Here is a 12,745-nt window from a genome sequence, read left to right as displayed (position 1 = left end):
GGCAGCCCATGCCGAGCTTCGGCATCATGACCGCCCCGTCGCAGGTCGGCTACCACGACGTCCTGCGCGTCTGGCGCGAGGCCGACACCATCCCGGAGATCGGGCACGCGTGGCTGTTCGATCACCTCATGCCGATCCACGGTGACCCGGGCGGGCCGGCTCTCGAAGGCTGGACGCTGCTCTCGGCGCTGGCCGCGCAGACCCGGCGGCTGCGCGTCGGCGTGCTGGTGACCAGCAACCGCTTCCGCCCGCCCGCGATGCTGGCCAAGATCGCCACGACTGTCGACCTCGTCTCCGGCGGCCGGCTCGACTTCGGCCTCGGCGCCGGCTCGCGGCCCGGCCATCCCCTGGCCCGGCGCGAGTACGACGCCCACGGGCTGCCGTACCACGACGCCGCCCACGCGGTGCGCAGCCTGGCCGAGGCGTGCACGGTGATCCGGCGGCTGTGGACCGAGAGCGAGCCGTTCGACTTCCACGGCGAGCACGTCCGGCTCAAGCAGGCGTACGGAAACCCCAAGCCCGTCCAGCGGCCCCATCCGCCGATCGTCATCGGCGGGCGCGCGGCGGCGACCCTGCGCGTGGTCGCCGAGCACGCCGACGTCTGGAACATCCCGGGCGGCGACCTCGACGACGTCGTTGCCCGCAGCGCGCTGCTGGATCGCTACTGTGCCGAGCTCGGCAGGGACCCCGCCTCGATCGTCCGCTCGATCCACCTGCCGGTCTCGTACGAGCGGCCCGCCCGCACCCGGGAGGCGGTCGCGCAGGCGATCGACGCCGGTTTCCACCACCTCGTCCTGGGCCTGCCCGACCCCTTCCCCGAGGGCGTCGCCCGGTGGGTCGCCGACGAGGTCATCACCCCGTCGGCGTAGGCCGGTCAGTGGTGGTCACAGCAGGAGGCGCGGGCCCGATCCAGCTCGGCGGCGTCGTTCCACCAGTAGGCCGCGGTGCTCGCGTGCGCAGGGACGGGGTCCTTGACCCTGCCTGAAGGTGCCGCGGCGGTGGCCTGGCCGGTGGAGGTGGACGACGGGTACGGGGCGAGGAGCTGCTCGACGGTGTGGTGCCGGCCGCCGACGAGGACGGCGGTGACCTTGGCGGCGTCCTCGATGCGGGCGAGCGGGTCGCCGTCCACGACGGCCAGGTCGGCGTACATGCCCTTGCCGATCCTGCCCAGCGGCAGGCCGAGGAAGGTGCCGGACGTGCTGGTCGCGGCGGTGAGCGTCTCCAGCGGGGTGAGGCCGAACCTGACCATGGCGCGCAGGTTCATGTGCAGGCTCACCGCGACGTGGTCGATGGGCGCGTCGGTGCCCACGGTGACCACGCCGCCGCCCCGGATCATGGCCGTGAGCTGGGCGACCTGGTTGGCCAGGTTCCGCAGCGTGACCTGGATCGCGGCCGGGTCGGCGTTCTGCGCCGTGGCGGCCGTGGCCCGCAGCGCCGCCATCCGCCAGTTCGGGTAGAGGCGGCGGACCCGCTCGTCCTCGACCAGCGAGGTGTCGTCGCGGTAGAGGGCGCTGCTGTTGAACAGGGTGGGGGTTCTGGCCATCTTCGAGGCGTTGAACATCGCGATGACGTCGGAGTAGGCGGTGCCGACGTTCGTGACGGTGCGGGAATAGCCGAACCGGCTGGTGGCGCCGACGTGCTCGGTCTGGTCGCCGCCCATCGCGATCGCCGGGTAGTGGTAGTGCGAGGTGACCGGCTTGCCCCGGCGGTGCGCCCAGTCGATGACCTCGCGGTGCCAGCCGACCGGCAGCCGCACGTAGCACTTCAGCACGTCGTAGTCGAGGTCGGCGGCCCGCTCCAGCTCCAGCCGCAACTGGTCGTGGGTGAACGTGGGCCGCATGAAGTTGTAGTAGATGCGGGGCCCGTCGATGGCCTCCCCGGTGCCCAGGTAACGCGGCGCCAGCCGGGCGCCCGACTGCACCGACTCGCGCTCCTCGACCATGTGGTAGGCGGGCGAGCCCGGTGAGCGCGTCGTGGTGATGCCGAGTGCCAGCCACAGCGGGCCCTGGCGGGAGCCGTACGCGTAACCCTGCATCTCGCGGTGGTGGTGGATGTCGATCAGGCCCGGCATGACGAACCTGTCGCGGGCGTCGATCAGGGTGCCGGGGCGGCCGTCCCGGTGCGGCTCGACCGCGGTGATCCGCTGGCCGCGCACGATGATGTCCACGTCGCGGGCGACGGTGGCGGAGACTCCGTCCCACATGCGGCCGGCGTGCACCACGACCTGCTCGGGGCCGGGATCGTTGCGCCAGGTCAGGTGGTGCGGGACGGTGCGGGGGGAGCCGCCGGTCACGCGTACGCGGCGCAGCCGCCCGCCGTTCAGGTAGAGCAGGGTGGCGGAGTCGCCCGCCCAGACGGGGGCGTCGGACACCTCGCGGGTGACCTGGCGGGCGGGGCCGGTGGGCCGGCCGGTCCGGTCCACCGGCAGCACCCACAGGACCGACTCCATCGCGAAGGCCAGCATGGTGCCGTCCGGTGACCAGACGGGGCCGTCGTCGCCGCGGGTCTGCAGGGAGCGGTGCGGCGCGGGGTCCACGTACGTGCCCGCGCCGGTGGCCCGGTCCACCAGCAGGATCTTCGACAGTCCCTCGCGGTAGCGCCGCGAGTACGGCACGACGGCGGCCAGCGCGATCGTCCTGCCGTCGGGCGACCAGGTGGGCCGGCCCGGCTCGAAGGTGGCGTTGAAGATCTTCTGCACGTCGCCGGTGGCCACGTCCAGCACCCAGAGGGCGCCGTCCTGGTCCAGGTAGGCCAGCTCGCCGCCGTCGGGCGACCACCTGACGGACAGGGCGGCGGAGTCGGTGAGCCGGGTGAGCTGCCGGTCGGCGCCCGTGGCCAGGTCACGGACCCAGATGTTGAGCGTCCCGGTGCGGTCCGTCACGAACGCCAGCCGCCGCCCGTCCGGCGAGAAGTCCGGGTCGGCCTTCCACCAGCGGTCACGGAAGAGCGGCCGGGGCAGGTCGCCGGCGCGCATCAGGTAGATGTCGTTGAGTGCGCGGAACGCCACGGCGGACCCGTCCGGCGACACCGCCGGGCTGCCGATCCCGACGACGGGGAACGAGCCGGGCGCGTCGAACACGCGGGCCCGCTTCCTGTACTTCGGGGTCGTCGTGGTCAGCGCGGCGGCGAAGCCGACCGTGCCGGCGGAGGCGGAGCCGAGGCGGCGGGTCCTGATGGCGCCGGCGGAGGTGTAGACGTAGCGCCCGTCCGGGGCGAACCTGGCCTGGAACGGGAAGACCTCCTCGCCCGTGACCAGGGGGCCGGCCGTGCTCGCCAGCTCGTTCTGACCGGAGCGGAAGAGGTGGTAGGCCAGGTCGGTGCCGTTCGGCAGCCAGGACGGCTGGTGGATGACCTGGCCGGCGGGGACCGTCACCGCGGTGCGGCGCTCGCCGGTGGCCACGTCCACGACGTCGATCCTGGTGTCGGCGACGACGAAGGCGAGCTTGGCGCCGTCGGGCGACCAGGCCGGCTCGTACTCCTCGACGGCCGTGTCCGCCAGGGCGCGCGACGCTCCGGTGGCGACGTCGAGCAGGTGGATCCCGTAGCTGCCGCCGGCGTCGGAGGAGTAGGCGATGGTGCGGCCGTCAGGGCTGTAGCGGGGCTCGCGATGGTCGAACGGGCCCTTCGTCAGCTGCTTGATCGCCGACCCGTCGGGGCGGATCGTCCACAGGTTGAACACGCCGTCCCGGTAGGACTGGAACACGATCGTGGAGCCGTCGGGGGACCAGTCGGGCTGGGCGAGGTCGTACAGGTCGCTGGTGAGCCGGCGGGCGGTGCCGCCGGACGCGGAGCAGACCCACAGCACGCCCAGCAGGTCGAAGGCCAGCGTGCGGCCGTCCGGTGAGAGGGCGACGGCGAAGTCGGTGCCGGTCCTGACGGAGGTCCGCTCCGACGCGGCGGCGCTCGCCGGTGGCGCCGTGGCGGGGGCGAACGCGGCGGCCAGGGCGGCACCCGCGCCGCCCGCCAGGACGGTTCGGCGGGTGGGGCGGACCATCGAGCCGGGGGCGTCAGGTGACATCGGGGCTTCCCTTCACTGCTCACGCCTGCCGGGTGCGGGGGCGCACCCTTGACATGGATCTTCGTCTACCGCGTGCATACGTCGGTCAAGACGATCGGTCAAGGTGGTGCGGTCTCCGGCTTCACACGGTCGCGCTGCGGCGGCCGTTCGCCGTGCAGCCGGCGGCGGATGGCCGAGGAGCGGCTCGCGGGCTGATCGTACGCTCACGGCGAAGACGGCGCGCTTGTCTAGTGGGCATGCGCCCACTACGGTGGGCGCATGCCCACTCAAGCACCACAACAACCAGACCAGCCGCACCAGGCCAGGAACGTCGCCGAGTCGTTCGGTACGGACGCCGAACGGTACGACCGCGCCCGCCCGCCCTACCCCGAGGCCATGGTGCGGCGCATCACCGAGGCGGCCCCCGGCCCCGCCGTGCTCGACGTCGGCTGCGGCACCGGCATCGAGGCCCGCCAGTTCCAGGCGGCCGGCTGCACCGTGCTGGGCGTCGACCCCGACGAGCGCATGCTGGAGGTCGCCAGACGCAGCGGGGTCGAGGCCGAGGCGGCCACGTTCGAGGCGTGGGACCCGCGAGGCCGCACGTTCGACGCGGTCGTCGCCGGCCAGGCCTGGCACTGGGTGGATCCGGTCGCGGGCGCGGCCAAGGCGGCAGGAGTGCTGCGGCCCGGCGGGCCGCTGGCGCTCTTCGCGCACGTCTTCGACGCGCCGCCGGCCATCGCGCGGGCCTACGCCGACGTCTACCGGCGGGTGGTGCCCGACTCCCCGTTCGGCGGCCAGGCGCCGGGCCACTCCCGCGACATCTACGCGGCGATGTTCGCCAAGTTCGCCGACGGCATCCGCGAGGCGGGCGGGTTCGGCGAGCCGGAGCAGTGGCGGTTCGAGTGGGAGCGGTCCTACACCCGTGAGGAGTGGCTGGACCTGCTGCCCACGACCGGCGCTCTCACCCGGCTGCCCGCCGACCGGCTGGCCGAGGTGCTGGACGGCGTCGGAGCCGCCATCGACCGGCTCGGCGGCGGCTTCACCGTCCCGTACCTCACCTTGGCGGTCGTCGCCAGGCGCGCCGGCACCCCCTGAGCTCAGCCTCCGGCGGGCCCCGCCTCCGCACCGCGGGCGAAGTCCACGACGATCTCCAGCCCGCCCCCCGGGTTGGCGCTCGCGTGCACGCCGGCCCCGTGCGCCCGGGCGATCGAGGCCACGATCGACAACCCCAGCCCGGCGCCCTGCCCGCGGGTCGTGTGCAGCCGCCGGAACGGCTCGAAGAGATCGCCGAAGCGTTCCTCCGGCACGTGCGGGCCGGTGTTGCGGACCGTCAGGATCCCGCCGGCGAGCGTCACCTCGACCGTCCCGCCCGGACGGTTGTAGCGCACCGCGTTGTCGAGCAGGTTGGTGACGAGCCGGTTCAGCAGGACGGGGTCGCCGTCCACGACGAACGGCTCCGACCGCGCCGTCACGCTGACCTCGTCCGTACGCCCCTCCGCCACGACGAGCCGCACCACCTGGTCCAGGTCCACCCGGCTGGTGCCGTCCAGGCCGTGCTCCGCCTGGGCCAGGAGCAGCAGGGCGTCGATGAGGCTCTCCGCGCGGCGGTTGTGGAGCAGGAGCTTGTCGCGGATCTCGCCGATGTCCTCGGGCAGCCCGATCTCGATCGCCGCCCGCTGGACGGCCAGCGGGGTCCGCAGCTCGTGGGAGGCGTTCGCGATGAACCGCCGCTGCCCCGCGACGGAGCGTTCGAGCCGGTCGAGCATCGCGTCGAAGGTGTCGGCCAGCTCCTTCAGCTCGTCCTTCGGCCCGGCCAGCGCGATCCGCTCGTGCAGGGTGGACAGCGACAGCCGCTGCGCGGTGGCGGTGATCCGGTGGACGGGCCGCAGGAGCCGGCCGGCGACCAGCCAGCCGACGACCAGTGAGACCAGCGTCAGGATCGCGACCGTGAGGCCGGTCATCTCCCACTGGTAGCCGATCACGTCCTCCACCAGCTGGGGCAGGGGCGGCAGCGGCGGCCGGCCGGCCGGCCCCAGCGGCGCCGGCACCGCCACCTCCGCCACCTGCGCGACCGGCTGGACGAGCCGCGCGTCCATCGCCTGACGCAGCAGGACGTTGACCGTGACCAGCAACACCACCGAGGTCAGGAGGAACAGCCCCGAGTAGATCAGCGTCAGCCGTACCCGGATCGTCGTCACAGCAGGTATCCCGCGCCGGGCACCGTCTGGATGCACGGCGGGTCGCCCAGCTTGGCCCGTAACCGGCTGACCACGACCCGCACCACCGTGGTGAACGGGTCGGCGTGCTCGTCCCACGCCTCTTCGAGCAGCCGTTCGGCGCTGACGACCGCGCCGTCCGCCCTCATCAGCACCTCCAGGACGGCGAACTCCTTGAGCGACAGGTGCAGGTGCCGCCCGTCGCGCGCCGCCTGCAGCCGGTGGGTGTCGAGCACGATGCCGTGCCGGGTCAGCACCGGCGGGACCTGCGGCCGGGTGCGCCGGCCCAGGGCGCGTACCCGCGCGACCAGCTCGGCGTAGTCGAACGGCTTGGTCAGGTAGTCGTCGGCCCCCATCCCGAGGCCCGCCACCCGCTCCGGCACCGACGCCGCCGCCGTCATCATCAGGATCCGGGTACGGCTCCCGCGCGCCACCAGCTCGTGGCACACCCGGTCGCCGTGCACCTCGGGCAGATCCCGGTCCAGGACGAGAACGTCGTAGTCGTGCACCGCCAGCCGCTCCACCGCGGCGGCCCCGTCGTACACCACGTCCACGGCCATGGCATGGCGGCGCAGCCCCACCGCCACGAGATCGGCCAGATCGCGCTCGTCCTCCACCACCAGCACCCGCATGCCGACGTTCCTATCCCACAAGCGGTTACAACGGCGTTAACGGTCACGTTCACGGCCGTGCAATCCGCTCCCGGCCATGCTGACGGCCATGATCAAAGCCCTCTGCGCCGCCGTGCTGGCGACCTGCTCCCTGTCCGTCTCCGCGCCGGTCTCCGCGCCGGTCTCCGCGCCGGTCTCCGCGCCGGTCTCCGTGCCGGTCTCCACCGCGGCCGCCGCCCCCTGCGCCCCCGCCACCGAGCCGCCGCCGCAGTCCGCGCCGCCGACCTCGGTGAACACGCTCCGGCAGGCGTACTACTGCGTGCTGGACAACTACTACGGCGGGCCGGCACTGAACCACGGGACGCTGCTGCGCGACGCCATGGCCGCCTACACCCAGGACCTGATGCGGCGCGGCGCCGATCGCGGCGACCTGAAGCTGCCCGCCCTGAGCGGCGACCGCGACACCGACTGGGCCGCCTTCGCCAAGGTGCTCGGCGACGGCGACCCCGCCGCGTCACGCGCCGCGATCACCGGCCTGGTCGCCGGGCTGCACGACAACCACGCCCGCTGGGTCCGGCCCGACCCGCCCGGCGGCGAGCCGGTCGGGACGGGCATCGCGGGCGTGTCGGGCGAGCACGGCCCGCAGCTCGACCCCGCGGCCCGGCCGCCGCTGTACATCACCCGGGTCCTGCCCGGCAGCCCGGCCGCCAAGGCGGACGTCAGGCCGGGGGACATCGTGCTCAAGGCCAACGGCGTGCCCGCCTTCATCGGCGACACCGTGAACCAGAGCTTCGTCCAGGCCATCACCGCCCCCGGCACGCTGCGGCTCACGCTCAAGCGGCCCACGACGGGCCGGACCCGCACCGTCGAGCTGGAGCCGGCCCCCGTCACGCGGCAGCCCCCGGTGGTGACGTCGAAGACGCTGCCGGGCGGCGTCGTGCACGTCGTGCTGCCCGGGTTCTTCCCCGGCGCCGCCGACCAGGTGATCGCCAAGCTCCAGGGCAAGCCGGAGGCGGTCGTGCTCGACCTGCGCGGGAACGGCGGCGGGTCGCCCCGCGAGGTGACGCGGCTGCTCGGCGCGTTCGCGCACGAGAAGGTCACCAGCTACTTCTGCCCGTCCACGGGCGACTGCGTGCCCAACCGGACCGACGACAGCGTCCCGCTGGTCGGCGCGCGCCTGATCGTGCTGACCGACCGCAGGTGCGCCTCGGCCTGCGACGACTTCAGCGCGGCGGTCAAGGACCACGGCCTGGGCACCCTCGTCGGGACCCGCACCGCCGGAGCCGTCTCGGGGCCCGGTGAGGGATTCCTGCTCGACGACGGCAGCGTCCTGGTCCTGCCCAAGGTCCGCCACCTCGGGCCCGACCGCGAGCTCGTCGACACGGTGGGCGTGCCGGTGGACCACCACGCCCCCATGACCGCTCTGGACCTGGCCACCGGGCGCGACCCCGGCCTGGCCAAGGCGCTCGCGCTGCTCGGCGCCGGGTGACGGGTCAGGACGACGGCGGTTTCTCCGGCGGATCGTCCGGGGCGAGGTCGGCCTCCGCGCAGGTGCGGGGGCCGAGGCGCCGGCCGGCGCCGACGAGGGTGACCTCCGTGGAGTCGCGCCGCGTCGCGTCGGCGGCCGTGCACACGATCTGCTCGACGGCCAGGGCCGACAGCTCGCCGACCGGCGTGGACAGGGCCACCTCCAGGTGGCCGGGCGGGTCGGCGGTCACCGAGAACGGGCCGGCGCCGGAGGGGACGTCGGTGGTGAGCCCGCGCGCCTCCTCCTCCGCGGTGACCCCGGCTGCCAGCAGCGCGAGCGCCGCGCTGGGAGACAGTGCCCCGCCGGGGCGCTCCACCGCCGCGATCCGGTCGCCCCGCACCAGGTAGAGGATGGTCGTCACGGCCGGCTGCACGGCTCCGCTCGGCGGGTCGCCGGCCCGGACGACGCCGGTGGGCCGCACGCCGCAACCGGCCACGGCGACGAGCGACACCAGCGACACCAGCGACACCAGCGACACCAGCGACTCCAGCGACTCCAGCGACTCCAGGGCCGCGACGAGCGCGCGGCGGGCAGGCCGGGCTCTCACGCGGCACCTCCCTCGGGATCGGGTGCCCAGCGTGGCAGGCGCAGCGTGAAGACGGCGCCGCCGTCCTGGGCGTTGGCGACGGTGAGGTCACCCCCGTGCAGGCGGGCGTTCTCCCGGGCGATGGCCAGGCCCAGGCCGCTGCCCTCGGACCTGGCCCTGGCCGCGCTGGCCTTGTAGAACCGGTCGAACACGTGCGGCAGCACCGCCTCGTCCAGCCCCGGCCCATGGTCGCGGACCTCGACGGCGATCCACTGCGGGTCGGCGGACAGGCGTACCGACACCGGCGGCTCGCCGTGCCGCAGGGCGTTGCCGACCAGGTTCGCCAGCACGACGTCCACCCGGCGCGGGTCCAGCCGCGCCGTCACGTCGGCGGGCAGCTCGGTCTCGACCCGCTCCGACCAGCCCCGCACGCGCAGGGTCGCGTGCACCAGCTCGGCCACGTCCACCTCGTTCGGCGCCAGGGCCGCGACGCCGGAGTCGAACCTGCTGATCTCGATGAGGTCGTTCACCAGCGCGGTGAGGTTGATCGTCTCCTGGCTGACCAGCCTGGCGGCCCGGCCGGCGGGCTCGGGCAGCTCGGCCGCCTCCTCGTCGAGGACGTCGGCGACCGCGGTGAGCGCGGCCAGCGGGGTGCGCAGCTCGTGGGAGACGTCGGCGACGAACCGGCGGGCGTCGGCCTCCATCTCGCGCAGCTGCTTGACGTGCCGCTCCAGCTCCGCGGCGGTGTTGTTGAACGTGTGCGCCACATCGGCCAGCTCGTCGGAGCCGCGGACGGCGACCCTGGCCCGCAGGTCGCCCTCGCCCAGCAGCCGGGCGGCCCGGCCCAGCTCGCGCACCGGGCGCAGCACGCCACGGGTGGCCAGCGAGGCCAGCACGACCGCGAACGCCAGGGCCGCCGCGCCGGTGAGCCAGGCGGACGTGGCGAGCCAGTCGACGCTGCGCTGCTCGGCCCGCAGACTGCGCGCGGTGTAGACCTCGATGCCGGACAACCGCTGGTCCCGGTTCCGCTCGACGATCATCAGCGGCGTGCCCATGATCAGGACGGGCTCGTCGCCCCAGCGCACGCGTTGCCACGCCAGCTCGCCCCCGGCCACCGCCTGGCGCAGCTCCGGCGGGATCAGCTCGGGATCCAGGCCGTCCGGCGAGTGCCTCCCGTGGAAGACGGCGACCGCGACGGTGTTCGGGACGGTCACGGTGCGGGCGATCTCAGCCAGCTCGGCCCGGCCGGGCGTCGAGCTGCGCAACGGGTAGAGCGTCTCCAGGCGGCTGGTCATCGTGTGCACCGCGGCGTCCTGGGTCGCCTTGAGGATGGCGTTGCGGCTCATGACGTAGCTCCCGCCGGCCACCGCCGCCGTGATGACCACGCACAGCAGCGCGAACGCGAGCAGCAGCCGGGTTCGCAGCCCCAGAGTGGGCAGAGGCGTCACGGGAAGGCTCAAACCGGCCCGAACCGGTAGCCGAACCCGCGCACGGTCTGCACGTAGACGGGCGCGGTCGAGTCGTCCTCGATCTTCGCGCGCAACCGCTGCACACACGCGTCCACCAGCCGCGAGTCGCCGAAGTAGCCGTGCTCCCACACCGACTCCAGCAGTTGCTGGCGGCTGTGCACCCGGCCGGGCGTGCTGGAGAGCTCCAGCAGCAGGCGCAGCTCGGTCGGGGCGAGGCTGACCGGGACGCCGCGGTTGGCGACCACCAGCCCGGCCCGGTCGATGGTCAGGTCGCCGTGCCGCTCCAGCTCCGCCTGGTCGCGGCCGATCCGCCGGAGCACCGCGCGGATGCGGGCCTCCAGCACCCTGGGCTGCACCGGCTTGACCACGTAGTCGTCGGCGCCCGCCTCCAGCCCGGCCACCACGTCCATGTCGTCGCCGCGCGCGGTCAGCATGATGATCGGCACCTCGCCGGTGGCGCGGATGCGGCGGCAGACCTCGAAGCCGTCGATGCCGGGCAGCATCAGGTCGAGCACCACGACGTCGGGCACGTCCGCCCGCAGCCGCTCCAGGCCCTGCTCGCCCGACTCCACCGCGCCCACCCGGTGCCCGTGCCGGGACAGGGCCAGCTCCAGGCCCTCCCGCACAGCCGGGTCATCCTCGATCAACAGAACTCGCGACACGCCGCCGAGTTTCACCGCACGCTCCGTAACTCGCCCGCCGGTCAACTACCTCCACTGTCGGCCGTCCGTGTCAGCGCCTCGTCGCCGCGATGTCATGGTTGTGTCACAGTCGTACCCCGGCGGCCCGCTCGACCGACGCCGTCGACAAACGGTGACATTCGGCTGACAGCGCACGCACATTCGGCGCCAATCGTAGTCGGCATGAGCGAACCACGCACCATCCCACCCCGGCCCCGGGACCGGCTGTACGCCACGGTCACGCTGGTCCTGGCCGTGGTCCTGCTGCCCGTGGCGTTCGTCCGTCATCCCGGCCGCGCCCGCGAGCTGGCCTGCCAGTGGGCGCTGGGGATGCGATTCCCCGCCGAGGACCTCACCGGGCTCACCGAAGGGGCCCTGGCGGCCTTCACCGCGGCGCGCACCGAGGCGCTCTGGCGTCACGGCCAGCTCATCGGCCTCACCTCGGGCTACCGCGACCCCGTCGTCCAGCAGCGGATGTTCGACGAGGAGGTGCGCCGCTCCGGCTCGCCGGCCGCGGCCCGCATGCTCGTCTTACCGCCCGCGCAGTCCAGCCACGTCAAGGGCATCGCCCTGGACGTGCGCCCGCACGAGGGCGCCCGCTGGCTGGAGGAGCACGGCGCCCGCTACGACCTCTACCGCATGTACGACAACGAGTGGTGGCACTTCGAGTACCGACCGGACTGCGGCGGCACGCCACCACGCCGGCTGCCCCACCCCGGCGTGGGCTACGTGTTCGGGACCGGGGACCACCTCTAGCCCGGCGGTGGACCGGGCCGGCGGGGGCGCCGGCCCGGCGCGAGGGGTCATGCCCGGTGCTCCTCAGGAGCTCACGAAGGCGAGCAGGTCGGCGTGCAGGCGATCGCGGTCGGTGTCGGGCAGGGCGTGCCCGCTGCCCTCGTACACCTTCAGCACGGCACCGCTGATCAGCTCGGCCGACCGCTTGCCCCCGACCTCGAACGGCACGATCTGGTCGTCATCACCGTGGACGACCAGGGTGGGCACCTCGATCTTCGCCAGGTCGGGCCGGAAGTCGGTGGCGGAGAAGGCCGCGATGCACTCGTACGCCCCCCGGTGCCCGCACGCCATGCTCTGCAGCCAGAACGCGTCCCGGAAGCCCTGGGGGACGTCCTGCCTGCGGTTGTGCCCGAAGAACGGGCCGTCGGCCAGGTCGCGGTAGAGCTGGGAACGGTTCGCGGCCTCGCCGGCGCGGATGGCGTCGAAGACCTCGATCGGCAGGCCCTCGGGGTTGTCGTCGCTGCGCAGCATCAGCGGCGGGACGGCGGACACCAGGACGAGCTTCGAGACGCGCTCGCTGCCGTGGCGGCCGAGGTAGTGGGCGACCTCCCCGCCACCGGTCGAGTGCCCGACCAGGGTGAGGTCGCGCAGGTCGAGCTGCTCGATCAGGCACGCCAGGTCGTCGGCGTAGGTGTCCATCTCGTTGCCGTGCCAGGTCTGCGCGGAGCGGCCGTGGCCACGCCGGTCGTGGGCGATGGCACGGTGCCCGTGCTCGGCGAGGAAGAGGGCGGCGGCCTCCCAGGCGTCGGAGTTGAGCGGCCAGCCGTGGCTGAGCAGGACCGGAGAGCCGCCGGTGCCCCAGTCCTTGTAGAAGATCTGCGCTCCGTCGTCGGCGGTGATGTAGGGCATCTCGGCCCCCTTCGAGTCGTGGTGTCGATGTGCCTCGAAGCTAGGTCGGCGCTCCTCCTGCGGTCATCGGTCAG

The 12,745-nt window shown here is 73.7% G+C and carries 11 protein-coding genes; 4 read left to right on the top strand and 7 right to left on the bottom strand.

The annotated features are described in order from the left end of the window. The first annotated feature begins 8 nt into the window (after positions 1-8). Positions 9-869: an LLM class flavin-dependent oxidoreductase gene (locus LCN96_RS53770; protein WP_225270097.1), complete on the top strand. Its 861-nt coding sequence runs from the start codon at positions 9-11 to the stop codon at positions 867-869. 5 nt (positions 870-874) lie between these two features. Here LCN96_RS53770 and LCN96_RS53765 read toward each other — a convergent pair whose 3' ends face one another. Then, positions 875-4,018, bottom strand: a complete 3,144-nt coding sequence (locus tag LCN96_RS53765) for an amidohydrolase family protein (protein ID WP_225270096.1) — start codon at positions 4,016-4,018, stop codon at positions 875-877. A 258-nt stretch (positions 4,019-4,276) separates the two neighbouring features. On the opposite strand from LCN96_RS53765, the gene LCN96_RS53760 reads away from it, so the two are divergent. Continuing rightward, a complete protein-coding gene (locus LCN96_RS53760) occupies positions 4,277-5,092 on the top strand; it encodes a class I SAM-dependent methyltransferase (protein ID WP_225270095.1) in 816 nt (271 codons plus the stop codon). A gap of 2 nt (positions 5,093-5,094) precedes the next feature. Here LCN96_RS53760 and LCN96_RS53755 read toward each other — a convergent pair whose 3' ends face one another. Both LCN96_RS53755 and LCN96_RS53750 read right to left on the bottom strand, forming a co-directional pair. After that, a complete protein-coding gene (locus tag LCN96_RS53755; protein ID WP_225270094.1) occupies positions 5,095-6,195 on the bottom strand; it encodes a sensor histidine kinase in 1,101 nt (366 codons plus the stop codon). After that, a complete protein-coding gene (locus LCN96_RS53750; protein WP_225270093.1) occupies positions 6,192-6,845 on the bottom strand; it encodes a response regulator transcription factor in 654 nt (217 codons plus the stop codon). The genes LCN96_RS53755 and LCN96_RS53750 overlap by 4 nt, the downstream gene beginning before the upstream one ends. Before the next feature lie 88 nt (positions 6,846-6,933). Here LCN96_RS53750 and LCN96_RS53745 point away from each other — a divergent pair, with 88 nt between their 5' ends. Then, positions 6,934-8,313: a S41 family peptidase gene (locus LCN96_RS53745; RefSeq protein ID WP_225270092.1), complete on the top strand. Its 1,380-nt coding sequence runs from the start codon at positions 6,934-6,936 to the stop codon at positions 8,311-8,313. Positions 8,314-8,317: 4 nt separating this feature from the next. On the opposite strand, the gene LCN96_RS53740 is transcribed toward LCN96_RS53745, so the two are convergent. The 3 genes from LCN96_RS53740 to LCN96_RS53730 are packed head-to-tail and all read right to left on the bottom strand — an operon-like array spanning position 8,318 to position 11,009. Continuing rightward, positions 8,318-8,899 (bottom strand): hypothetical protein, encoded by a 582-nt coding sequence (locus LCN96_RS53740; protein WP_225270091.1) that lies wholly within the window; start codon positions 8,897-8,899, stop codon positions 8,318-8,320. Continuing rightward, entirely contained in the window at positions 8,896-10,326 is a 1,431-nt protein-coding gene (locus LCN96_RS53735; protein ID WP_225270090.1) for a sensor histidine kinase, read from the bottom strand. Before LCN96_RS53735 ends, LCN96_RS53740 begins: the two co-directional genes overlap by 4 nt. A gap of 8 nt (positions 10,327-10,334) precedes the next feature. Beyond that, positions 10,335-11,009, bottom strand: a complete 675-nt coding sequence (locus LCN96_RS53730; RefSeq protein WP_225270089.1) for a response regulator transcription factor — start codon at positions 11,007-11,009, stop codon at positions 10,335-10,337. Between the two features lie 201 nt (positions 11,010-11,210). On the opposite strand from LCN96_RS53730, the gene vanY-N reads away from it, so the two are divergent. Next, positions 11,211-11,783: a D,D-peptidase/D,D-carboxypeptidase VanY-N gene (vanY-N, locus tag LCN96_RS53725; protein ID WP_225270088.1), complete on the top strand. Its 573-nt coding sequence runs from the start codon at positions 11,211-11,213 to the stop codon at positions 11,781-11,783. 63 nt (positions 11,784-11,846) lie between these two features. On the opposite strand, the gene LCN96_RS53720 is transcribed toward vanY-N, so the two are convergent. Then, positions 11,847-12,671, bottom strand: coding sequence for an alpha/beta fold hydrolase (locus LCN96_RS53720; RefSeq protein ID WP_225270087.1), 825 nt, complete (start codon positions 12,669-12,671; stop codon positions 11,847-11,849). Positions 12,672-12,745: the final 74 nt, after the last annotated feature.

Origin of the sequence: Nonomuraea gerenzanensis (assembly GCF_020215645.1) — a bacterium.
In the GTDB taxonomy this organism is placed as follows: Bacteria; Actinomycetota; Actinomycetes; order Streptosporangiales; family Streptosporangiaceae; genus Nonomuraea; species Nonomuraea gerenzanensis.
The sequence above is the reverse complement of the archived record's forward strand: the minus strand, read 5'-3'. Positions and strand labels throughout refer to the sequence as shown.